Annotated in this window: 26 protein-coding genes and 1 riboswitch; of the genes, 19 read left to right on the forward strand and 7 right to left on the reverse strand. The window is 52.0% G+C overall.

Annotated elements, in window-relative coordinates:
• Both EVJ29_RS01740 and EVJ29_RS01745 read left to right on the forward strand, forming a co-directional pair.
• Positions 1-426 carry a DUF6678 family protein gene (locus EVJ29_RS01740; RefSeq protein ID WP_131504665.1) on the forward strand — a complete coding sequence of 142 codons (426 nt, stop codon included), beginning with the start codon at positions 1-3 and terminating at the stop codon, positions 424-426.
• 108 nt (positions 427-534) lie between these two features.
• Positions 535-1,500 (forward strand): L-lactate dehydrogenase, encoded by a 966-nt coding sequence (locus EVJ29_RS01745; protein ID WP_131504666.1) that lies wholly within the window; start codon positions 535-537, stop codon positions 1,498-1,500.
• A gap of 35 nt (positions 1,501-1,535) precedes the next feature.
• Here the strand turns inward: EVJ29_RS01745 and EVJ29_RS01750 are convergent, their stop codons facing one another.
• A complete protein-coding gene (locus tag EVJ29_RS01750; RefSeq protein WP_131504667.1) occupies positions 1,536-2,918 on the reverse strand; it encodes an alanine/glycine:cation symporter family protein in 1,383 nt (460 codons plus the stop codon).
• Positions 2,919-3,010: 92 nt separating this feature from the next.
• Between EVJ29_RS01750 and EVJ29_RS01755 the strand changes: the two genes are divergently transcribed.
• The 8 genes from EVJ29_RS01755 to EVJ29_RS01790 all read left to right on the forward strand — a co-directional run bounded on the left by EVJ29_RS01755 (position 3,011) and on the right by EVJ29_RS01790 (position 10,030).
• Positions 3,011-3,283 (forward strand): acylphosphatase, encoded by a 273-nt coding sequence (locus EVJ29_RS01755; RefSeq protein ID WP_131490438.1) that lies wholly within the window; start codon positions 3,011-3,013, stop codon positions 3,281-3,283.
• Between the two features lie 246 nt (positions 3,284-3,529).
• On the forward strand, positions 3,530-4,849 hold the full coding sequence (gene brnQ, locus EVJ29_RS01760) for a branched-chain amino acid transport system II carrier protein (RefSeq protein ID WP_131463922.1): 1,320 nt from the start codon (positions 3,530-3,532) through the stop codon (positions 4,847-4,849).
• Positions 4,850-4,959: 110 nt separating this feature from the next.
• Complete coding sequence (locus EVJ29_RS01765) at positions 4,960-6,141, forward strand: MFS transporter (protein ID WP_070328751.1); 1,182 nt, start codon at positions 4,960-4,962, stop codon at positions 6,139-6,141.
• Positions 6,142-6,158: 17 nt separating this feature from the next.
• The gene (locus EVJ29_RS01770; RefSeq protein ID WP_131455923.1) at positions 6,159-7,004 is read left to right on the forward strand and encodes a DUF72 domain-containing protein; all 846 of its coding nucleotides are present in this window, start codon (positions 6,159-6,161) and stop codon (positions 7,002-7,004) included.
• A 9-nt stretch (positions 7,005-7,013) separates the two neighbouring features.
• On the forward strand, positions 7,014-8,360 hold the full coding sequence (locus EVJ29_RS01775; protein WP_131504668.1) for a bifunctional metallophosphatase/5'-nucleotidase: 1,347 nt from the start codon (positions 7,014-7,016) through the stop codon (positions 8,358-8,360).
• Positions 8,361-8,407: 47 nt separating this feature from the next.
• The gene (locus EVJ29_RS01780; RefSeq protein WP_131463918.1) at positions 8,408-8,788 is read left to right on the forward strand and encodes a YutD family protein; all 381 of its coding nucleotides are present in this window, start codon (positions 8,408-8,410) and stop codon (positions 8,786-8,788) included.
• A gap of 156 nt (positions 8,789-8,944) precedes the next feature.
• Positions 8,945-9,250 carry a hypothetical protein gene (locus tag EVJ29_RS01785; RefSeq protein WP_131463916.1) on the forward strand — a complete coding sequence of 102 codons (306 nt, stop codon included), beginning with the start codon at positions 8,945-8,947 and terminating at the stop codon, positions 9,248-9,250.
• 102 nt (positions 9,251-9,352) lie between these two features.
• Positions 9,353-10,030: a DUF975 family protein gene (locus EVJ29_RS01790; RefSeq protein ID WP_131490436.1), complete on the forward strand. Its 678-nt coding sequence runs from the start codon at positions 9,353-9,355 to the stop codon at positions 10,028-10,030.
• A 37-nt stretch (positions 10,031-10,067) separates the two neighbouring features.
• On the opposite strand, the gene glpX is transcribed toward EVJ29_RS01790, so the two are convergent.
• Entirely contained in the window at positions 10,068-11,048 is a 981-nt protein-coding gene (gene glpX / locus EVJ29_RS01795; RefSeq protein ID WP_070328755.1) for a class II fructose-bisphosphatase, read from the reverse strand.
• Between the two features lie 158 nt (positions 11,049-11,206).
• Here glpX and EVJ29_RS01800 point away from each other — a divergent pair, with 158 nt between their 5' ends.
• Complete coding sequence (locus tag EVJ29_RS01800) at positions 11,207-11,650, forward strand: DUF86 domain-containing protein (protein WP_201738971.1); 444 nt, start codon at positions 11,207-11,209, stop codon at positions 11,648-11,650.
• Between the two features lie 4 nt (positions 11,651-11,654).
• Complete coding sequence (locus EVJ29_RS01805) at positions 11,655-12,425, forward strand: TIGR01457 family HAD-type hydrolase (protein ID WP_070328756.1); 771 nt, start codon at positions 11,655-11,657, stop codon at positions 12,423-12,425.
• A 32-nt stretch (positions 12,426-12,457) separates the two neighbouring features.
• Here the strand turns inward: EVJ29_RS01805 and EVJ29_RS01810 are convergent, their stop codons facing one another.
• Positions 12,458-12,685 carry a NifU family protein gene (locus tag EVJ29_RS01810; protein WP_016509169.1) on the reverse strand — a complete coding sequence of 76 codons (228 nt, stop codon included), beginning with the start codon at positions 12,683-12,685 and terminating at the stop codon, positions 12,458-12,460.
• A gap of 126 nt (positions 12,686-12,811) precedes the next feature.
• On the opposite strand from EVJ29_RS01810, the gene EVJ29_RS01815 reads away from it, so the two are divergent.
• On the forward strand, positions 12,812-13,099 hold the full coding sequence (locus tag EVJ29_RS01815) for a DUF1462 family protein (RefSeq protein WP_071397900.1): 288 nt from the start codon (positions 12,812-12,814) through the stop codon (positions 13,097-13,099).
• 56 nt (positions 13,100-13,155) lie between these two features.
• Here EVJ29_RS01815 and EVJ29_RS01820 read toward each other — a convergent pair whose 3' ends face one another.
• Together EVJ29_RS01820 and EVJ29_RS01825 are read right to left on the reverse strand one after the other, a co-directional pair.
• Complete coding sequence (locus tag EVJ29_RS01820) at positions 13,156-14,586, reverse strand: S8 family peptidase (protein WP_131504670.1); 1,431 nt, start codon at positions 14,584-14,586, stop codon at positions 13,156-13,158.
• A 249-nt stretch (positions 14,587-14,835) separates the two neighbouring features.
• Positions 14,836-15,891, reverse strand: a complete 1,056-nt coding sequence (locus EVJ29_RS01825) for an NAD(P)/FAD-dependent oxidoreductase (protein WP_131455937.1) — start codon at positions 15,889-15,891, stop codon at positions 14,836-14,838.
• 96 nt (positions 15,892-15,987) lie between these two features.
• Between EVJ29_RS01825 and EVJ29_RS01830 the strand changes: the two genes are divergently transcribed.
• Together EVJ29_RS01830 and EVJ29_RS01835 are read left to right on the forward strand one after the other, a co-directional pair.
• On the forward strand, positions 15,988-16,224 hold the full coding sequence (locus EVJ29_RS01830; protein ID WP_035386187.1) for a YuzB family protein: 237 nt from the start codon (positions 15,988-15,990) through the stop codon (positions 16,222-16,224).
• A gap of 199 nt (positions 16,225-16,423) precedes the next feature.
• Positions 16,424-17,635 carry a NupC/NupG family nucleoside CNT transporter gene (locus EVJ29_RS01835; RefSeq protein ID WP_131504671.1) on the forward strand — a complete coding sequence of 404 codons (1,212 nt, stop codon included), beginning with the start codon at positions 16,424-16,426 and terminating at the stop codon, positions 17,633-17,635.
• Positions 17,636-17,746: 111 nt separating this feature from the next.
• Here the strand turns inward: EVJ29_RS01835 and EVJ29_RS01840 are convergent, their stop codons facing one another.
• Positions 17,747-18,334 (reverse strand): ECF transporter S component, encoded by a 588-nt coding sequence (locus EVJ29_RS01840; protein WP_131463908.1) that lies wholly within the window; start codon positions 18,332-18,334, stop codon positions 17,747-17,749.
• Positions 18,335-18,492: 158 nt separating this feature from the next.
• A riboswitch (FMN riboswitch) is annotated at positions 18,493-18,634 on the reverse strand.
• Positions 18,635-18,731: 97 nt separating this feature from the next.
• Here EVJ29_RS01840 and EVJ29_RS01845 point away from each other — a divergent pair.
• Together EVJ29_RS01845 and EVJ29_RS01850 are read left to right on the forward strand one after the other, a co-directional pair.
• Positions 18,732-19,088, forward strand: coding sequence for a HesB/IscA family protein (locus EVJ29_RS01845; RefSeq protein WP_131441440.1), 357 nt, complete (start codon positions 18,732-18,734; stop codon positions 19,086-19,088).
• Between the two features lie 109 nt (positions 19,089-19,197).
• On the forward strand, positions 19,198-20,052 hold the full coding sequence (locus EVJ29_RS01850) for an epimerase (protein WP_070328762.1): 855 nt from the start codon (positions 19,198-19,200) through the stop codon (positions 20,050-20,052).
• A gap of 40 nt (positions 20,053-20,092) precedes the next feature.
• Here the strand turns inward: EVJ29_RS01850 and EVJ29_RS01855 are convergent, their stop codons facing one another.
• Positions 20,093-21,070: an NAD(P)/FAD-dependent oxidoreductase gene (locus EVJ29_RS01855; RefSeq protein ID WP_131463906.1), complete on the reverse strand. Its 978-nt coding sequence runs from the start codon at positions 21,068-21,070 to the stop codon at positions 20,093-20,095.
• A 268-nt stretch (positions 21,071-21,338) separates the two neighbouring features.
• On the opposite strand from EVJ29_RS01855, the gene EVJ29_RS01860 reads away from it, so the two are divergent.
• Complete coding sequence (locus EVJ29_RS01860) at positions 21,339-22,550, forward strand: NAD(P)/FAD-dependent oxidoreductase (protein ID WP_071397893.1); 1,212 nt, start codon at positions 21,339-21,341, stop codon at positions 22,548-22,550.
• A gap of 129 nt (positions 22,551-22,679) precedes the next feature.
• A complete protein-coding gene (locus EVJ29_RS01865) occupies positions 22,680-22,997 on the forward strand; it encodes a YuiB family protein (RefSeq protein WP_070328765.1) in 318 nt (105 codons plus the stop codon).
• The last annotated feature ends 87 nt before the right edge of the window (positions 22,998-23,084 follow it).

Here is a 23,084-nt window from a genome sequence, read left to right on the forward strand (position 1 = left end):
ATGGACCGACAAAAAGAGTTACAAGAAATAGAAGAGCGGCAATTGACATCGGTGATGAACAAGACAAAGTGGGGGGAACTGAGGCGAGCGGTAGCAAATACATTCCTATTTGAACCTCCTTATCAAATCAAATATGTATTAGAGGACACACCTGATCCTGAGTTTTTATCGAAGACGGCTTATGAATCAGGTGATTGGGATGATGGATTTCCTTATCCTACCTCTTCAATCGAATGGATTCGATTGCGACCAAAGGTGTTGGTCTATAAGGGAGCTATCGTCGAACCAGACGTATGTGATATGACCGATGAACTTATATCTATTTTAACGAAAGAACGAATCCCGTTCATACAGGACAATGAAATGATTCAAATTTTTGGCTATGTTCGAGATACGGGAATATTTGAACCGAAACTTGATGCATAGCGTAATTCTGTATTTATTTCGTATATACTGATTGTTTAGTTATTGTCGTGAAACAGCTAAGAGTCGGGTATGCTAAAAGAGAGACTGTTTTTAGGGAGGAATGATTGAATGGAAACAATTGATCCAAAAGACATCACCCGCATCGCCGTCGTCGGTGCCGGCTGGGTCGGCATCAGTTTTGCTTACCAATTATCGATGGCGGCACTTTGTGAAGAGCTCGTCTTGATCGACTCGAACCACGCGAAAGCGGAAGGGGAGGCGATGGACTTGAACCACGGCATCTCGTTCGCACCGAGCCCGGTTCGGATTTGGGCAGGGGATTACACGGATTGTCGTGACGCCGATATCGTCATCATCACGGCAGGAGCCGCTCAGAAGCTTGGGCAGACACAGATGGACCTCGCCGGGCAAAATGCGGTCGTCGTCCGTGACGTCACAGAACAAATCATGGCGAGCGGCTTTGACGGGATCATCGTCGTCGCGACGAACCCGGTCAATGTGATGGCCCACGTCGCCTGGAAAGCGTCCGGCTTGCCGAAACACCGCGTCATCGGCTCAGGGACGGTGCTTGATACGGCACGTCTGCGTTATAAGCTCGGCGAATACTTCGACTTGTCGTCGCGTAACTGTCACGTCTATTATATGGGCGAACATGGTGCCGGTGGTTTCGTCGCCTGGGACAACGCCCGGATTTATGGCAAGTCGATGAAGCAATTGCTCGCCGACAATGATTCGTATCGCCAAGAGGATTTAGACGCGATCTATCAAGAAGTACGCGATGCCGCGAACCAGATCATCGAATATAAGAGCGCGGCGTATTACGCGATTGGTCTCGGCTTGCTGCGCATCGTCCGCGCCATCGTCCGGAACGAGAACACGGTCGTGACGATCGGTGCCCATCTCGACGGTGAATACGGCGCCTCCGACCTCCATATCGGGGTACCTGCCTTGATCGACCGGAGCGGTATCAGTCAAATCATCGAGATCGACCTGACGGCTGAGGAGCAACAACAGTTCGACGCCTCAGTCGGACGGATTCGCCAGGCGATTGACAAAATCGAGACAAGTTCATAACAAAAACCCGGCTGCCCTTGCAGCCGGGTTCGTTGTTACGACGCCTTTTTCTCGGCGACGTCTTTCTTGTAATATTTTTCAGACGAGAAGAATTCAGTCGTTAGTCGCTTCACTTCACCGCTTAGCATCAATACGGCGATCATGTTCGGGATGAGGATCATCGCGAGCATGAAGTCAAGGAAGTTCCAAATCATCTGGGCGCCACCGATCGAACCGATGACGATCGAGGCGATATAGACGACTTTCATCACTTTACCGGCCGTCAAACCGAACAAGTACTCGGCTTGGCGTGAACCATAAAAGATGATGACGATGATCGTCGACAAGACGAAGAAGATGAGTGAGATCGTCACGAGCAGGCTGCCCGTATACCCGAAGTATTCACGGAAAGCGATCGTCGTGAGTGCGGCCGGGTCGCTCATCGCGCCTTCACGCGTCCAGACACCAGACGATAAGACGACGAACGCGGTCGTGCTACAGATGATGAGCGTGTCGATGACGATCCCGATGACGGCCCAGAAACCTTGGCGGACCGGGTGATCGGTCTGGGCGGCTGCGTGCGCAATCGGCGCCGTCCCAAGACCGGCCTCGTTCGAATAGAGTCCGCGGGCGAAACCCCAACGGATTGTCTCAGCGATGGCGGCCCCGGCGAATCCGCCGAGCGCGGCCATCGGTTGGAACGCGTACGAGAAGATAAGACCGAGAACGTCAGGGATTTGCGAGAAGTTCATCAAGACGATGATGAACCCGGCCCCGACGTACACGAGTGCCATCGCTGGAACAATTATTTCTGTTACTTTAGCGATCCGTTTCATGCCACCGAAGACGACGAGTGCGACGAGTCCGGCGACGATAATCCCGGTAATGAGCGTGTCGCCGTTGAACGTCTCACGGACGGCCGAGCTGACGGCGTTGCCTTGGACCATGATGCTCGGGATGAGCTCGATCATGAGGGCGAACGCGAACCATGAGGCGAGCCATTTCCACTTCAGCCCTTTGGCCATGTAGTAGACCGGACCGCCGACAAATTCCCCAGCTTCATTTTTCTCGCGGTAACGGACGGCGAGGACACTTTCTGAGAACTTAATGGCCATCCCGACGACGGCGATGACCCACATCCAGAAGATGGCGCCCGGTCCCCCGAACATAATCGCGGCCGGGACACCGATGATGTTGGCGGCACCAATCGTCGACGATAACGCCGACGTCAACGCCTGGCGAGGACTGATGTCGCCTTCGCCTTTCGGTTTTTTAAAGACGCTTCCTAACGTTTGTTGAACTATGTAGAGCGGGTATCGGAATTGGAAGAATCCTAATTTGATGGTCAAGTATACACCTGATAACACGAGCAGGGAGATGATTGGGACTCCCCATAGCCAATTCGAAAACGACGTCACGATATTCACAATCTGTTCCACATCACCACTCCTAATCAGTATTTTATTTATATAGTGTTACCTAAGCAGCGTCTCGCTAAACCTGTTATTTCATATGAAGGAGGAGAATACGCATGAAACTGGCTAAACAATTGATCGTCTCAGGACGCGTCCAAGGGGTCGGCTTTCGCTATTTTTGTCAAGCGACCGCAATCGAATCGAATCTAAAGGGATGGGTCCGGAATTTGAGCGATGGTACGGTCGAAATCCACGTCGAAGGGGACGAGGCCGACTATGCATCGTTCAAACGAGCGCTCTATGACGGCAATCGGTTCGTCGGCGTCGAACAGATCGAAGAAACGGATATCGCGGAAGCATCGTACCGTAAATTCGATATCCGCTATTGACTATTTTTTTGAAAAGATGACATGAATTCGGTTGACAAGTAGGCTCCTGTTGTAAAAAGAGGGAGCTTTTTTTATATGGAAATCTACTTCTCAGAAAAATAAACATCTTTTTTAAAGATAGGGTGGTCAAAAAAAGGATAGTGTGTATAATGGAATAGACCAAGCGCTTTATTGTCAGAAAATTTAGTCATTTAGTCGGAATTTGTTCAACACGGAAGGTACTACAATGTATGTGGAGGTAGTTGTATGAAAAAATCAACATTATTCCCGTTAGCGTTTACGATTTTCGCATTATTCTTCGGAGCCGGGAACTTGCTGTTCCCACCGATGCTAGGAGCGTTGGCAGGTGAGAACCTGTTCCCAGCCCTAGTCGGATTCGTCATTACCGGCGTCGGACTTCCTTTACTCGCCTTGTTCGCGGTCGCGCGGGTCGGTGGAGGGTCTGATCAAATCGCCCAGTATATTCCGAAGCGTCTTGCACTCCTTTTGACGGGATTAATGTACGTGGCCATCGGACCGTTCTTCGGGATTCCTCGGACGGCAGCGGTCACGTATGAGATGGGAGTCGTGCCGTTCCTCGGTGCGCCGTCAACGTTCACACTCGCCATCAGTTCAACTGTCTTTTTCGGCTTGACGTTCCTTTTGACGCTCCGCGCTCAAAAATTGATCGAGATCATCGGACGGATCATTACGCCGATCCTCCTCGTCTTGCTCGCTGGCATCGGGATCACAAACCTTGTGGCTCCGCTCGGCTCACCGGTCGCGCCGGCAGCAGGGTATGAGACGTGGCTCGGGGCACTCGGTGAAGGCTTTAAACAAGGTTACTTGACGATGGACGTATTCGGGGCACTCGTCTTTGGTGCAATCGTTCTCGTCACGCTTAAAGCGAACGGGATGTCGGATCAAAAAGAAGCGTCATCGCTTCTCCGGACATCGGGATTGCTTGCCGTCACGTGTTTGATGCTCGTCTACATCTCGCTCGCATCGATCGGAGCGAACATGACGGGTGTCACGGGAACGACTGACGGAGCAAGCCTCCTTCAAACGTTTGCCGGTACATCGTTCGGTCAAGTCGGCATGCTCGCACTCGGGGCAGCGGTCTTCCTTGCTTGTTTGACGACAGCCGTCGGACTCATCAGTGAGTTTTCACGGTTCATGAGTAACACGTTCGAGTCGCTCAAGTACTACCAAGTCGTCATCGGGACAACGTTATTCGGTTACTTGATTTCACTCGTCGGTCTCGGTACGTTGATTGAAATCGCGATACCGTTACTCACGCTCTTGTATCCGGTCATGATCGCACTCGTGCTCGTTTCGGTCACGGAACGGATTCAACGTAACCCGCAAGTCGCCATGAAGGCGACCGTTTACACGGCGCTCGTGTTCTCGTTGTTCGAGACGGCACAAGGCTTGGCTCCAACAGCCGTGACTGCATGGATCACGAACTTGCCGATGGCTGAGATCGGGCTCGCCTGGGCAGTTCCGACGTTGATCGTTTATGTCGTCACACTGTTCTTACCGAAACAGCGGTCGAGCGGATCACTCGCCGAGTCACGCATCTCATAATCACAACGACACCCATCCTCTGGTCCAGGATGGGTGTTTTGCTGTCTTATCGTTTGCTCATTCCATTCATCAACAAGTAAAATGAATAGATGAAAAGGAAGTGACGTACGTTGACGACAAAACAAAAGAAACAATTGGCGATTCTCATGCTGAACATGTTCATCGCTGTAGCAGGATTCGGGATTATCATTCCAATCATTCCCGACTATTTAAAAATGATAGGTGAAGGCGGTACCGCCGCCGGACTGATGATTTCGGTCTTTGCCGGGGCGCAGTTGCTCATGTCACCGATCGCGGGGAAATGGGCGGACGTCTACGGTCGCCGGCTGATGATCATTTCAGGGCTCATCGGCTTCACCATCTCGATGGCAGTCTTTTACTTATCGGACAATTTGACGGTCTTACTGATCTCGCGCGCCATCGGCGGAGTCGGGGCCGCATTGCTCATTCCAGCCATCTTTGCTTACGTGGCCGACATTACGACGCTCAAACAACGGGCGAAAGGAAATAGCTATATTTCCGCGGCAATGTCGCTCGGGATCGTCATCGGACCAGGGATCGGGGGCTTCGTCGCCGAGTTCGGGCTGAAGGCACCGCTACTTTTGTCGGCGATCGTCTCATTCGTCGCCGTCATCTCATCGATCATTCTATTGAAAGAACCGGACCGGGAAGCTTACGTCCGGACGAACGAGACCGAATCGCTGCCACGGCAACTCTTGTCGTCGACTCGAAAGCCGTACTTCTTCGTGCTCGTCATCAACTTGGTCATGGCGTTTGGGCTCATGGCATACGAGTCGGTGCTCGGATTGTTCGTCAGTGAGACGTTCAGTGCGACGCCGCAAGAAATTGCCGTCATGATCACAGGTACGGGGATCGTCAGTGTCATCGTTCAGCTGTTTGCCGTCGACCGACTCGTCTCGCTCTTCGGTGAGATCAAAGTCGTGCTCATCTTCATTATGCTCGCGGCACTCGGCTTCTTGTTCTCGCTGTTCGCGGGATCGTATGCGATTTTCTTCGCAATCACGCTCATCATCTTCTTGTCGACCTCGATTCTTCGTCCGGTGTTGAATACGCTTGTGTCGAAGATGGCAGATAAAGAACAAGGCTTCGCGATGGGGATGAACAACGCCTATATGAGTATCGGTAATATCGTCGGGCCGACGCTTGCCGGGATCGCTTTCGATATCGACATGCGCTATCCGTTCATCATGGGACTTGTCTTGTTGCTCGTGACGTTCAGCGGGACACTCAATTGGTCAAAGCGAAACGCGGAGACATCGTTCGAACAATAATGTGAGGAGGAAACACGATGATTTATGTCGGTGTGACCGGTTGGGGAGACCACGACCTGCTCTATACGACCCCGGAAGAGCGGAAGCACAAACTGTCGACATACGCCGGGCACTTTCCGACGGTGGAGGTCGACTCGTCGTTCTATGCGATCCAACCTGTGAAAAACTATGAGAAATGGAATCGTGAGACGCCGGACGGCTTTCAGTTCGTCGTCAAAGTTTCCAGGGAAATGAGCGGTCACGACCGTGAACCAAAGCTGCCGCTCGCCGAACTGTTCGAGCGCTACCGGACATCGGTCGAGCCGCTCAAACAGGCGGGTAAACTTCGGGCCGTCCTCGTCCAACTCCCGCCGTGGTTCGACGTCTCGAAGCCGCATCTCGACTATTTGCGGACGATTCGAGCGGAGCTGATCGACTATGACATCGCCGTCGAGTTTCGGAACCCGACGTGGTTCTCGGAAGCATTTCGCGACCGGACGCTCGCGTTCTTGACCGAGCAACGCTTCATCAACACGGTGTGCGACGAACCTCAGACGAAAGAGAGCAGCATCCCGTTCGTCCCGGTCGTCACGAACCCGGAAGTCGCAGTCGTCCGTCTGCACGGCCGCAATACGGCAGGGTGGCTCCGCAAACCCGGGATGACGAGCCAAGAGTGGCGTCACGTCCGCTGCTTGTATCGATACAGTGAGGATGAACTGCAAGAACTTGCGACGGCGTGCCGGGCACTCGAACGAGATGCCAAGTCGGTCTACGTCTATTTCAACAACAACTCGGCCGGGGATGCGGCACCGAACGCGAAACGTTTGATTGAGATTCTCGGTGCCGAGTATGAGCTCGCCCCGAGCCAAATCAGCCTGTTTTAGGAAGAGGGGATGGCCGTGCGTACGATTAAAATCTTTCACTACAATGACTTGCATTCAAAATTTCATAATTGGCCCCAACTTGTCTCCTTTTTGAACGAACACCGACATGAGGACACGCTCGTCTTCGACCTCGGCGATCATGCCGATCGAACACACCCGGCGACGGAAGTGACGAAAGGGCAAGTGAACGTCCGCTTGCTCAATCGGCTCAATCCGACGGCCGTGACGATTGGCAACAACGAAGGCATCACGTTTCCGCACGACTGGCTCGATTCGCTCTATGTGGATGCGACGTTCCCCGTCTTGCTCGCGAACGTCTATCAAGCGGACGGGACGCGACCGGACTGGGCGACGGAGACGCTCGTCCTCGAGCGGTCCGGTGTGCGTGTCGGTCTGTTCGGCGTGACCGCACCGTATGAAGAGCTGTATCCTGAACTCGGTTGGCAAATTGAGTCACCGCTGACGGCGACTGCTCGGGCACTCGAGGAACTCAAAGGATGTGACGTCATCATCGCGCTCAGTCACCTCGGTTTCTACGCCGACGAGCGACTCGCCGAAGCGTTCCCGGCCATCGATGTCATCCTCGGGGCGCATACGCATCACGTGTTAGACGACGGTGTCATGAAAAACGGGGTATTGATCGCCCAGGCCGGGAAGTACGGGCAATACGTCGGAGAAGTCGAGTTGACGCTTCGGGACGGTCAAGTCGTAGAGAAGAAGGCGTGTCTCCATGACTTGACAGATCACGTTCAGGACGACGACACGCTACGGGCGTTGCGGTTCGAGTATGAACAAGCTGAGAGTTTGCTTGACGTGACGATTGCCGCCACGCCAGGCTATGGGAGCGATTGGTTCGGACCATCTCCGATTGCGGAGTTGTTGGCGCACGGATTAATGGACTGGTGTGATGCCGAAGTAAGCATCCTTCCATCGGGGATCCTGCTTGAAGGGTTGGCACCCGGACAAGTCACGCTCAATATGCTCCATCGCATCTGTCCGCACCCGATCAACCCATGTCTGTTGACACTCGACGGCGCAACGTTGCTTCGTTTCTTGAGCGATGTTCATGATGAGCCGTTCACGACGATGCACGTGCGTGGGCTCGGCTTTCGCGGGACGGTGCTCGGACAACCGATCGTCCACGGTCTTGAATTGAAACAAGGCCGCTACTTGCTTCGCGGCAACGAGATCGGGCTTGAACAGACGTATCGTGTCGCCACGGTCGACATGTTCACGTTCGGTCCGCTCCTGCCGTATTTGGCGGACCAGCCGAAGCGTTACTACATGCCGGAACTTCTGCGTGACGTGCTGCGTGAAACGATCATGGCGCGTCATGATGTGATCCGAAAACGATAGGGGAACTGTCGACGGGCGTGATATGATAGGAAAGTGGAGGTGTGAAAATGATTAGAGTGAATCACCATGGATATACCGTCATCGAAGAGAAACGCGACGGGTTTGACGAAGAGGCATTCATCGCTCGTTATAGTGATGTGCTCGATAAATATGATTACATCGTCGGAGATTGGGGACATGGTCAACTTCGTCTCAAAGGATTTTATGAAGTGAAGTCGAAGTTTGCCACGTACGATAATCGAATCGATCATGTGATGGACTATGTGTATGAGTATTGTAACTTTGGTTGTCCGTTCTTCGTCCTGAAGAAAGAGACAGAGATTGATGAAAGTGAAGACGGTCCTGTGTTCGGCGGAACGAAACAACCGCTCAAACTAAAACGAAAATTCAATAAATCGGAAGAAGCTGAAACTTCGACCGGTTCATGACGCGCTGATGACATCAGCGCTTTTTTTATTACATATATTTCCTAGATGTTTCGTTTAGGTGAAAAGATGGTGTGACAGGTTTAGGGATAAGAAAATTGTGATAATTTATATATAAGATAACTTTTTCTGTTCGGGTTTTGGAAGTGAGGTGGAAGGATGCAACACGTACAAACGACGACCGTCGGCGATCGCGATGACGTCCATAACCGAATCCATAACTTAGGATTGGGCTTACTGACGATGCTGTTCTTCGGGTTAGGTAGTATCATGACATTCTATTTCACAGCCGCGGTCCTTTTGTTTGAGTTGGTCCATGTCTTGCTCGTTCGCCGGTTCGAGTATCGGAATGCATTTCTAAAAAGCCGGTTGTTTAAAGCGATCTCACTGACTGTTGTCGCTACAGGTGTGCTCTTATTTATTCTATCGATGTCGCAGTTTTTTATGGGCAATATCTTATACTAACAGGGAAAAGGAGAAACCTTTCCCCTGTTTTCGTGTTTTTTGAAACCTTCTGCCGGCCAATGACGTACACTAAGGAAAGAACACAAACAAAGGATGGATACTATGACAGCACAATGGAAACAACACGCACAAAAAATGTTGACAGGTAATCGCTGGCTGCTCGCCGGGATTTTGATTTTGTTCGTTATATTGAACGGGATTCCCCAATCGTTCGCACCGACGATTGACGCAGAGTCAATGGAGCCATTGACGTCTATCGAGATGACGTTATCGTTCTTATCGTTCCTTCTGACGTTGTTGATCGCACCGCTCACGGTCGGATGGTCATGGCTCGTCCTCTCCGTGTCACGCGGCGACAAGCCGGCCGTCTCGAAATTATTTGAACCGTTCCAAACCGGCTATGTGAAGCACGTGCTCGCTCCGTTCTTCGTAGGGTTGTTCATCTTCCTATGGGCATTGTTACTCGTGATCCCAGGAATCGTCAAAGCGTTCTCGTACTCGCTCACGAACTATATTTTACGTGATCAGCCAGAACTGTCGGCTCTAGAGGCGATCACGGAGTCACGCCGAATGATGGACGGTCACAAGATGGACGCGTTCAAACTCGTCCTCTCGTTCATCGGTTGGTTCTTCGTCGGCGTGTTCACGCTCGGAATCGGGTTCTTGTACGTATATCCGTACTTCTCGACGACGTACGCCGCGTTCTATGATTCGCTCCGAGGAGCAGATCAGCCGCGCACGAACCACGTCGGTACGCCTGATATGGAACAAGGGTTCTAAAGAAAAACCTCCGCTCAAATTTTGAGCGGAGGTTTTGTCATGCTTCGACTTGTTGTTTGTTCAGGTACGGCTTCAACGACAACGTGTGTTCAGCGACGACTTTGCGAATCGTCTTCGTCTTCGAACGCATGACGAGCGACGTCGTCTCGACGATATCGTCCGTCAAGAACTTGACGCCGTCGAGCAGTTCACCTGTCGTGACACCGGTCGCGGCAAAGATGCAATCGTCACTCTTAACGAGATCGTCGATCGTGAGGAGTTGGAGCGGGTCCTCGATGCCCATCGAGATGACGCGGGCCGTCTCTTCTTCGTTCATCGGGTGAAGGCGGGCTTGCATATCGCCGCCGAGCGCCTTGACTGCTGCTGCCGTGATGACGCCTTCTGGTGCGCCGCCTGTCGAGATGAAGATGTCGATCGGGTTCGATTTGATGGCTGCGGCGATCCCGGCCGAGACATCGCCGTCATCGAACAGTTTGACGCGTGCGCCCATACGCATCGCCGCTTGACGGAGATGTTCGTGGCGATCGCGGTCTTGCATGATGACGGTCACTTCTTCGATCCGTTTGCCGTTATAGAGCGCGGCTTTCTCGATGATCGACTCGAGCGGTTCGTCGAGCGAGACTTTCCCTTTCAGGTTCGGTCCGACAACAAGTTTATCCATATACATATCAGGTGCGTGGAGGAGAGCGCCTTTATCGGCGACTGCGATGACGACCATGGCGTCGCCGAGTCCTTTGGCGACGATCGATGTCCCTTCGAGCGGATCGACCGCGATATCGACTTCCGGCCCGAACGTCGTACCGAGGCGTTCGCCGATGTAAAGCATCGGCGCCTCATCTAATTCGCCTTCACCAATCACGACAGTCGCATCCATATTGACCGTACCGAGCACTTCGCGCATCGCTGACGTCGCCGCGTCATCGGCCTCGTTCTTTTGGCCGCGACCAATCCATTTTGATGATGCCAGTGCCGCTGCCTCGGTTGCTCGTACGATCTCTAACGCTAATTCTCGTTCCATAGTGTTGAACCCTCCACGTGATTTCTATTTAATGTGACATACTAATTAAAGTGTTAATCCGTGGATTAGTGTATCACAATCGGATAAATGATGTAAATAGGGGAGATTCTTTTCTCGAGTCGGAAAAAAGATTATGATAAGGGGCAGGGGGGATGACGATGTATTTTGTGAATAGAGAAAAAATCAATGAGACGCTGGCCCATATGGAAACGATGTTGCATCGGATCGATCAGCTCGAAGGGGACGCGTTCACACTTGAACTTGCGAAAGAGCGTTTGGCCGTGCATTTGATGGAAGGCGTCATCGATGTCGGCAACTCGATGATCGACGGCTTCATTATGCGCGATCCGGGGAGTTATGAAGATATCGTCGACATTTTATTGGACGAGCGCGTGCTCGACACCCAGACGGCTCAAGCGGCGAAAGAGCTCGTCATGATGCGTGCCTATTACGTCCGGGAGTTCGTCACGTCGGATTCGGCTCGCTTTGACGCCTGGACGGAGCGTCAAAAAGAGACGTTCGCAGCATTTCCCGAGCAAGTCCGCCGCTATTTAGAAGTGGAACTTGGACCAGTATCAGCATTTTTACCGGAAAGCGAGTGATTAGATGAATTTAATTAAAGGATACTTATTTGATTTAGATGGAACGATCTATGCGGGCACCGAGCCGATCAAAGCAGCGGTCGACTTCGTGAACCGGCTCGAGGCGACGGGCTTCCCGTACTTGTTCGTCACGAACAACGCCTCGATGACGCCGAAACAAGTCGCGGATAAGCTCGTGTCGATGGGTGTCCATGTGACGCCCGAGCACGTCTTGACGAGTGCGATGGCAACGGCCCGTTATATCGAGAAGATGACACCAGGGGCGACCGTTTATATGATCGGGGAAGACGGTCTCCGGATCGCGCTTGAAGAGCGTGGCTTCCATGTGACGGACGAACCGAAAGCCGACTACGTCGTCATCGGGCTCGACCGCCACATCACGTACGAGAAATTGGCGAAAGGTGCGCTCGCGATTCGGTCCGGCGCCCGCTTCATCTCGACGAACGGAGATATCGCCATCCCGACCGAGCGCGGCTTTTTACCGGGCAACGGGGCGCTGACGTCCGTGCTCACGGTGACAACGGAGAAAGACCCGTTCTTCATCGGCAAGCCGGAGCCGGTCATGATCGACATCGCCCTCGAGATGATCGGTCTGACGAAAGACGAGGTCGTCATGGTCGGGGACAACTACCATACGGACATCTTGTTTGGGATCAACGGAGGGCTACGGACGCTGCACGTCAATTCAGGCGTTCACGGGCCGGCGTTCATCCAAGAACAAGAAAAGCTCCCGACCTATATGGTCGAGAGCTTGGACGAATGGACACATGCATGAAAAAAAGGGATGACTCACGTCTCCCTTTTTGTTTAGAATACTTGTTCGACTTCGACGATGCCAGGTACTTCTTCAATGAGCGCGCGCTCAATTCCGGCTTTCAAAGTGATTGTTGAAGACGGGCAGCTGCCGCATGCACCCATCAAACGAAGTTTGACGATGCCTTCATCTACATCAACGAGTTCGACGTCACCGCCGTCGCGAAGCAAGAACGGGCGTAATTTATCGAGTACTTCTTGGACTTGATCAAACATTTCCATGGTATCTACCCCTTTCTGGTTCTATTCCATTCTAGCAAGTTTGAGATTGTTTCTCAATCTTTAACGCTGAGCGTTTTGTGACAAGGGCGCTGCGTGATTTTTGTATAATAGAAATAAATAGGGGGAATGACGATGAAAATCACGGTATACGGGGCAGAAGTACAGTGTGCGAGCTGTGTCGGGGCACCGAGCTCGGTCGAGACATATGAATGGTTACAAAGTGCGCTCGCTCGGAAATATCCGGAGCGCAAGTTCGAGTTCGAATACATCGACTTCGAGCAAGCGGACGATGAGATCGCCGAGGCGATCAAGCAAGACGAATGGTTTTACCCGCTCGTCCTCTTGAACGGGGAAGTCGTCGACGAAGGAGTCGTCCAGTTGCGTAAAGTGTATACGGCGATTGACGAGAATTAAACGACATCATAAAACAAGGTTGAGCGAATACACATTCGTTCAACCTTGTTTTCGATTTAGCGAAGTTGGAACGACGACGTCGCTGAACTTGCCGTGTATCCTGAGAGCGTCGCATCCGCTTTCACTTGGTACGTCCCTCGTTGTGAAGAAGAACCAGTCGAGAGCGTGAACGTGATTGCTCCGCTTGAGTTCGTTTTACCTGTCCCTGTGAGCGTCGAGCCGTAAGGTTGTGTCACCGTCACACGAACGTCCGCGTTCGCGACCGCTTGACCGTTCGCATCACGTACCGTCGATGAGATTGATACAACTTCACCAGCGTAGTATGTCGACTTAGACGTCGATACAGTCGCCGCGAGCGCTTGAACCGGTTGTGACGTGCCGCCTGACGTTGGCGCTTGAACGAGTCCGTTGCCGAATAGTGTATCGCGACCTGCCGTGCCGAGGTCGATCGTATCTTGTGACAGACGCGTCCGGAGCTGTGAAGATGAGAGCGTCGGGTACGCTTGTTTCATGAGCGCCAAGTTCCCGGCGACGTATGGTGTCGCCATCGACGTCCCGCTCAATTGACCGTAGCCGCCGCTTGAGAGTGTCGAGTTGATGTTCACACCAGGAGCCGCGACTTCGACTGTACTGCCAGTAGCGGAGAACGAAGCGCGATTGTTGTTGATGTCCGTCGCCGCGACCGCGATGGCCGAGCTGTAGCGCGCCGGGTAGTTGACGAGGTCGCCGCTGCCGTCGTCTCGGCCGTTGTTACCAGCCGCTGCGACGACGAGAATGCCTGAATTGTTCGCCCGATCGACGACTTGTTGGAGCGTCGTCGAAGGACTCGTCGTTCCGAGGCTCAAGTTGATGATATCCATTTGATTCGAAATCGACCAGTCGATACCGGCGATGATGCTCGACAGGCTACCGCTGCCGTTCGCCTCGAGCGCTTTGACGGCGTAAATACTTGCCTCGTGGGCGATCCCGACCGTTCCGATGCCGTTGTCACGTGCCGCGATGATCCCGGCGACGTGCGTGCCGTGTCCGTTGTCGTCGGCATATGAACTCGTCACACTGCTAAATGACGCTCCACCTGCAATCGTCAAGTCCGGATGCGCTGAGATTCCGGTATCGACGACGGATACTTTAATACCTTTTCCGGTGAAGCCGTTCTGCCAAGCCGAGGGTGCTTTCAGTTTTGGAATTCCCCAGTCTTGGGTTTGATTCTCAATTTGTACCGTCTGATCGACTTCGATGTGGGCGACGTTCGGATTGTTTTTCAATCCGTTCAGCGCTGCTTTCGGCACTTCGATGGCGGCAGCTGGGATGTTGGCGTATTGCTGATTGACTTCCATGCCTTCAATCGAGAGCGGGATTTTCTTCGCCGACTGTTTGAACACGACGATGACACGTTCTTTTTCCTTGTCAGGACTGGCGTCTACTGCTTGTGGGACGGTTGACAAGACGAGAAGCGAGGCGAGGACGGTGCTACAGATCTTCTTCAATGGATTTCCCCCTTTAGATTATGTAGGCGAGATGACATGATGTCGAACTGCCGTGCTCATAGAGTAACAAGTTTTTCCATCGGATAGAATATGTCAATCGAATCAATAAACTGAAAATTTAGACAAGTATATCAGGGACAGAGATACAAGACTTTTGGCGCAAGGCAAAGAAGGATGAACGGGTAAGCGGCTGTCATCACATAAAAAAATCGCGAGATGGCAAGGCAGCCATTTCGCGATTCGGTCGTATTATTTGATGACTTTATGTTTCCACAGGATACCGGACTTGAGAAGTCGGGCCACTTTCCCGGTCAGCGACTGTTTCCCCATGAAGACGCCGAAGCCGGCCTTCTTCCCGAGCGACCCGAGCGTGCCTCGGAGTTTAATATCCGGCAACTCAGGATAAGCCACGCCTTTCCACTTGCAGAGCAGCACTTGGACGATTTGTTCCGCTTGTGCCTCGGCGAGTTGACCTGAAGGTGCGTACGGGAGGCTGGCGTTGTCACCGACAACGAAGACGTCAGGCAAATCGGGGACGTAGTGGTGCGGTGTCAGTTTCACACGGCCGCCCCCATCGAGCTCCCAGCCTTGGTTCCGGACGACGGCGACCGGTTGGATCCCGGCCGTCCAGACCGTCAAGTCAGCGGCAAAGTGTTGTTCGTGGTTCCATAGACCGTCTGGGTCGACCCGGACGATGTTGGCATTGTTGATGACTTCAACGCCATGCTCTTCAAACCATGATTGAACGTACATCGAGACACGGCTCGATAAAAAGGATAGGACGGAAGGGCCACGGTCGAACAGTCGGACGGTCAGATCGGGACGGCTCTCGCGAAGTTCGCTCGCGAGCTCGACACCGGATAGCCCGGCCCCGACGATCGAGACGATCGAACCGGGCGACAAGCCGTTGATCGCTTGTTGCGTCTTGCGTGACTCTTCTAACGTTTGGATACTATACGTGAACTCGGCGGCGCCGGGCACGTTATGGTATTTGTCCTCGCAGCCTAAGCCGATGACGAGGTCGTCGTACGGCACTTTTTCCCCGCTTGCGAGCAACACCATCTTGTCGGTCGTATCGATGTCGGTGACTTGCCCGTATATGTAGTCGACTTCTTCCGGGAAATCGACACGGATGTCACGATCGGATACCGTTCCTGCGGCTAGTGCATAATACTCTGTTTTTAATCCGTGATAAGGTAGACGGTCGATTAATGTGATCGATACGTCCTTCAGCTGATGGCCGAGGACGCGTTCGATTACACGCATACCCCCGTAACCGCCTCCTAAGACGACTAATTTGCGCATAAAAATCCCCCTTTGTTACTCTCTAACTGTACCATGATATAATACCTCGTAGAAGAACCATTTTCCCGCAATAGGGGAAGAAAGACGGTGAAAAAAATGATGAATCCGATCATCGAGTTTTGTGCCTCGAACTTAGCGATGGGTTCACAGATCGCCCGGGCAAAACTAGAGTCCGATCCTGACCTAGACGTCGTCGAATATGGCTGTACCGGCTACTGCGGGGTCTGCTCGCTCGACTTGTTCTGTCTCGTCGACGGAGAAGTCGTGATCGGGGAGACGCCGGAACAACTCGTCACGAACGTGTATGAAAAAATCGAAGAGATGGCCTGGTAAAAAAGTTTGAGATTTCTCAAACTTTTTTCTTTTTGACCCGTTGCTTTTTTTAAAACGGTTTGGTATATTCTAAGAGGTTCGAATGTAGGTTGTCTGACGTTTAACAACATAAAAAGAAAGCGTTTCAAACGGTAGGGCACATCTTGATTCGGGTATAACACAATCATCGGGTTTTCAATATGAAAGGAGCACAACACCAATGAACATCATGAGCGTGGTTGGTATTTTGGCACTAATTGGAATCGCTTACATCTTCTCGACCAACCGTAAAGCCATCAAATGGCGTACAGTTCTTGCCGCCTTCGCGATCCAGTTTACGTTCGCATTCCTCGTCCTCTTCACATCGGTAGGGCGTTCGGCGTTAGAATTTATCTCAAGAGGCGTCCAAAACGTCTTGAACACGGCGAACGCCGGAATCGGCTTCGTCTTCGGTACGGCAGTCGGGGGAGACAACTTCGTCTTCGCGTTCCAAGTATTACCGATCATCATCTTTATGTCTTCGTTAATTGCATTTCTTTACTACATCGGCGTCATGCAATGGGTTATCCGTATCCTCGGTACGGCACTTGCAAAAGCACTCGGTACGTCACGTAAAGAATCGCTCTCAGCGACGGCGAACATCTTCGTCGGTCAGACGGAAGCACCGCTCGTCATCAAGCCTTACCTCCCATCAATGACACAATCTGAATTGTTTGCCGTCATGGTCGGTGGTCTTGCGTCGGTTGCCGGTTCGGTACTTGCTGGATACGCCGCGCTCGGTGTTCCGCTCGAGTACTTGCTCGCAGCGAGCTTCATGGCAGCGCCTGCTGGTTTGATGTTTGCGAAAATCATCGTCCCGGAAACAGAAACTCCGGATGATGATATCGAGATTGCAGAAGATGAAGAGAACAAAGCAGCAAACTTCGTCGATGCGGCCGCTCGCGGTGCGTCAGACGGGTTGTTCCTCGCGTTGAACGTCGGTGCGATGCTTCTTGCCTTCGTTTCATTGATCGCACTCGTCAACTTGCTTCTCGGTGGAATCGGTGGCTGGTTCGGTCTAGAAGGTCTCTCACTTCAGTTGATCCTTGGTTACGTGTTTGCACCGCTCGCGTTCGTCATCGGTGTACCATGGGCAGATGCCGTACAATTCGGTAGCTTCCTTGGACAAAAACTCGTCTTGAACGAATTCGTTGCCTTCTCTGAGTTCGCACCGATCATCGGTTCAGGTGATTTGTCAGCTCGTACAGAAGCGATGATCGCGTTCGCACTCTGTGGATTCGCCAACATCTCATCACTCGCCATCCTTCTCGGTGGTCTTGGTGGTATGGCTCCGAACCGTCGTAACGACATCGCACGTATGGGTGTCCTCGCGATTCTCGCAGGTACGCTTGCGAACTTGATGTCAGCGACTCTCGCTGGTCTTCTTCTCTAATCGTTATTCACGAACAAGAGCGCTCACTCCGGTGGGCGCTCTTGTTCGTTCATGTAACTATCCGCATCGAAAAAAGCACCCAAGGGAGAAGTTCCTTTGGGTGCTTGTGTATTAAGCTTGCAGTTGCATTTGTTGACGTTCGATCCACGGCTTCAACTTCAGGAAGAGCGGGACGAACAAGGCGGTGATCAATAATGCCTTAATCAAGTTGAACGGTAAGATACCGTACAGGACGAGGTTCGTCTTGACTGCTGGATCGGCCATCTCGGCCATTCCGAAGAAGAACGCGTAAGCTGGTAAGATGAGTAGGTAGTTCAAAATCGCCAAGCTGATCGCCATCGTGATCGTACCTGCCACGAGGCCTGAAGCGAGCGCTTTATTCGTTTTACGTTTATGGTAGAACCAAGCGACCGGATACATGAATGCGACACCTGCAAAGAAGTTCGCGACTTCACCGACCGGGACGCCGCCACCGTTAAAGACATAGTAGAGGACGTTTTTTAGAGCGACGACCACGACACCTGCGAGTGGCGAGAAGACGATACCGGCGACGAGCGCTGGGATGTCACTGAAATCCACTTTCAGGAAGGGTGGCAGGAAGGGCAGCGGGAAGTTAAAGAGCATGAGGACGAATGAAATCGCCCCGAGCATCGATAGCGTCACCAGTGTTGTCAATCGTTTGTTGCGCGTTGTTTTCATCAAAATCTCTCCTTTTGTCGCTCCTTGATGAATGGCACCCGTCGCATAGAAAAACCCGATTGTGTGAACAATCGGGAGAGTTTACGCGCATACGAAATAGATGTTCTCATCAACGTTTAAACCACGCCAAAGAAAACATCCGGATATCGGTCGGATGCCGCCATCTTCTCCCATCCAGACTTTACTGTCGGCTTTCGAATCTCACGAAATCAGCAAGCAACGCCTTGCTCGCTCACGGGCTGAGAAGAACTTGTCTTCAATACCGCCGGTCGGGAATTTCACCCTGCCCCGAAGATGGAACGATTTAATTTTTTTTGTTACAGTTTAGTTATACAAGATATTTCACAAAATCACAAGTCAGTTGACTTGAAGTGAAGATAAATGAGGAGGAGTTCAGATGATTCATTTAACAGAGCCAGCCGCACTACAAGTCATCGATATGATGAAACAGACCGAACGCCCTGAAGCCCAATTCTTACGCATTAAAGTCCAAGGCGGTGGGTGTACCGGCTTATCCTACGGGATGGGGTTCGATGAAGACAAGACGGACAAGGATGTCCAGTTCGACCATCATGGCGTCCGCGTCATCGTCGCCGAAGCTGACCACGGTGTCGTCGACGGGCTCGAAATCGACTATAAGCAGTCGATGCTCGGCGGTGGCTTCACGATCAAAAATCCGAACGCGATCGCGACGTGCGGTTGCGGCTCGAGTTTCCGGACGGCGGCGAACGCCGGCACGCCCGGGGATTGCTAAACGATAGACGGGTTGCCGACATGTTCGGCAACCTTTTTTGGTGAGTATGTTAATGAGAGGAAATGAACGGGAATATTGGTGGAAGAAGGATGAGAAGGGGGTAGGAGTGATGAGAAAAGTGTTGATTTTTGGTGGCTCACGTTACTTTGGGAAACGGCTCGCACTGCGGCTCGCTGAAGCCGGGGACGACGTGACGATTGTCACGCGCGGACAGCTGCAAGTGCCGGAAGCGGAAGGGATCCGCTCCATTAAAGGCGACCGTCAGTCGGTCGCGACGATGAAAGACCTCGCACGTAACGAGTATGACCTCGTCTACGACAATATTTGTTTCAATCCGTATCAGGCGAAGATTGCGACAGACGCCTTCATGGACCGGGTCGGGAAATATGTGCTCACGTCTACGATGTCCGTCTATGCGCCAGAGGCAGCTTTAAAAGAGAGCGACTTCAATCCGCTCCATCATGAATATCACCTTGACGCGGAACACGATTACGGACAAGGGAAACGAGAGGCCGAATCGTACTTCTTCCATCGGGCCTCGTTCCCGGTCACGACGGTGCGGTTGCCGATCGTCCTAGGGCCGGATGATTACACCGACCGGTTAAAATTTTATGTCGACGCGGTTCGGAACGAAGAACCGATCGTATTACATCATCCGGAGGCGTTGATGGGATTCATCTCGAGTTTCGAGGCGGCAGCTTTCTTGGAATGGGTCGGCCGTGCCGACGTGAGGGGGCCGTTCAACGCCGCGAGCGACGGCCTCATCTCGCTAGGTGCGCTCATGGAACGAATTGGACAGCATATCGGTAAACCGGTCCAAATCATTAAGGATGGGGAGTCGTCCCCGTACGATACGGACGTCGACTACTACATGTCGAACGCCGAGGCGAAAAAAGCTGGCTTCGTGTTCACGCAACTCGATGATTGGATTGACCGTGTCATCATTCAAACGATCCGCAAATGAAAAAACGGCCTCTCATCGTTCGCAGATGAGAGGCCAGTCTTTATTTCCCGGCAAATACCGAGGTTGAATGTTGTGGGTGACGCGCTGTCGGGTCGACAAGCTGCTTCACTTGGTTGACGGCGATCGGTGCTTCACCGAAGCCGGTCGCGATCAATTTCACTTTGCCTTCGTACGTGGCGATGTCACCGCAAGCGAAGATGCCTGCGACTGTTGTCTCCATTCGTGAGTCGACACGGATCGTGTTTTTCTCAAACTCCATGCCCCAGTTTTTGATCGGGCCGAGCGATGAGACGAACCCATAGTTACAAATCAAGTCGTCGATGTCGACGAACTTCGATTCGCCATCTTTGTCCGTCAGTTCGACCGACTCGATATGCGTCGCACCTGAGAGCGATTCGATATTATAAGGCGTCCAGACGTTGATCGTCGAGGCCTTCATTTGTTCGACCGTATGCTCGTGAGCCCGGAAGCGGTCACGACGGTGGACGATATGGACTTCTTTGGCGATGCCTTCGAGCATGAGTGCCCAGTCAACGGCCGAGTCGCCGCCGCCGGCAATCATGACGCGACGGTCGCGGAATTTCTCCATGCTGTCGACGAAGTAATGAAGGTTCGCATAATCTTCACAACCGTCCAGTCCGAGCGGACGTGCGGCGAACGCGCCGTTGCCGGCTGTGATGATGATCGCTTTCGTATGGTACTCGTCCTTGTTCGTCGAGATGTGGAACGTACCGTCTTCGAGTCGCTCGACCGTTTCGACCGTCTCGCCAAGGCGATAATCTTGTTCGAACTGATCGGCTTGCGCTTTCAGTTGGTCGACTAGATCTTGGGCCTTCACTTTCGGGAAGCCGGCGATGTCATAAATATATTTCTCTGGATAGAGCGTCGATAATTGCCCGCCTAGTTGCGGCAAGCTTTCGATCAACGTCGCATCGAGTTGGCGCATACCTGCATAAAATGCGGTGAACAGTCCGATTGGACCACCACCGATAATGACTACATCTTTCGTCGATTTCATCGAATTCCTCCTCGTGAAGCGTGTACTTCTATTATATGGTCTAACGTGAACTAAATCCATTCAGTACAAAGATGCAATACTTTCGAAAAAAATTCAAGAAGATAAGCTTTTTCATTGAGAAAACGGATTAAACGTCGTACAATGAACGGGAAGCAATTGTGAACATTGGTTGAACAAGAATTAGGCTTTATTGTGAACGTCTATGTGAAAAAACACACAACATAGTTGTTCAGGAAAACAAAACTTTTAAAATAAGGTGGAAATGAACATGAAACGACCTAACATTGTTATCCTCGGCGCAGGTTTCGGTGGACTCATCACGGCAGTAAACCTTCAGAAGACGCTTGCAGCTGGAGATGCAAACATCACGTTGATCAACAAACACGATTACCATTACCAAACGACTTGGCTTCATGAGCCGGCGGCTGGAACGATGAAGCCTGAGCAGGCTCGTGTCTACATTAACGACGTCGTCAATGCGTCACGCGTTAAATTTGTCAAAGGGATCGTCGATCGCGTCGATACTACAGCTAAACAAGTGATGCTCGAAGACGGATCGACTGTCGAGTACGATTACGTCGTCTTCGCCCTCGGTGGCGTACCGGAAACATTCGGTATCCCGGGCCTTAAAGAGAACGCGATGACGATCAACTCGCTCAACAGCGTTCGTAAAATTAAAGAACATATCGAGTACTCGTTCGCACAATACAAGACGAACGGATCATCTGACCGTTCATTCGTCACGATCGTCGTCGGTGGTGCCGGATTCACAGGTATCGAGTTCCTCGGTGAGCTTGTCAACCGTGTCCCTGAACTTTGCAAACAGTACGATGTTCCCCGTGAAGCGGTCCGCATCGTTAACATCGAGGCAGCGCCAACGGTTCTTCCAGGGTTCGACCCGGAACTCACGACGTATGCGCAAAAATGGCTCGAGCGTAACGGCGTCGAGATGAAACTCGGCAACGGCATCAAAGGTGTAGAGCCAGGTGTCGTCACGTTCGGTCCACTCAAAGGTGAGACGACAGAGACGATCGCAGCGAACACGATCCTTTGGACAGGCGGCGTCAGCGGTAGCCCGATCGTTGAGAAGTCTGGCTTCGAAGCGGTCCGTAACCGTGTCATGGTCGAGGCGGACAACCGTGCCCCTGGCCACGATAACGTCTTCATCATCGGTGACTGCTCAGCTGTCATGGATCCTGTCTCGAACCGTCCGTACCCGCCGACGGCGCAAATCGCGACGCAACAAGCGCACAACGTGGCGAAAAACATCGCTGCGCTCATCAACGGAAAGTCGACTTCGAAGTTCACGTATGAGAGCAAAGGGACGGTCGCGTCACTTGGTCATAACGATGGAATCGGAATCGTCATGGGCAAAAAAATCTTCGGTCGCAACGCTTCATTCATGAAGAAAGTCATCGACAACAAACACTTTATCGAGCTCAAAAAATACGGTCTCGTCCTTAAAAAAGGTAAATTCTGATTCGTTTGAGCCAACGAGCAGCCTGTTCATTTGAACGGGCTGCTTTTTCATGTCAACGATTCAGTGAACTTCTTTGACCAAGCGGATTTCTTTTCGGTATAATAGACAACGGGAAAAGGGGGCAATCACATGCACATCATCCAAGCCGTCATTGGCGCGATTTTATATTTAGTCATCTTCTTCAGCATCGGGTTCATCTTGAATATGCTGCTCAAAAAGACGTGGACGCTCGTGTTCATCTATCCGATTTTCGTCATCATGATGATCGACAACGTCAAGCTGTCAAGCTACGTCACGGAAACATCGACCGCGCTCGCGAACGTCTATGAGCGTCTGCTCGGTCTGCAGTTTCTCGACATTTTTATGCTCGGATTCGGATTGCTCGGTGCCATCTTGGCAGGGGTCACCATCCGGTACTTGCGTAAGAGCGGTTACTCGATGTTTTAAAGACGACAGAAATGTTCGTCTTTTTTTGGTTTCTGCCTACTTTTTTAGAAGCTGAACCGATATACTAGATAAGATAACGATTTAATT

Source organism: Exiguobacterium sp. SH4S7 (assembly GCF_004336795.1).
Lineage (GTDB): Bacteria > Bacillota > Bacilli > Exiguobacteriales > Exiguobacteriaceae > Exiguobacterium > Exiguobacterium aurantiacum_A.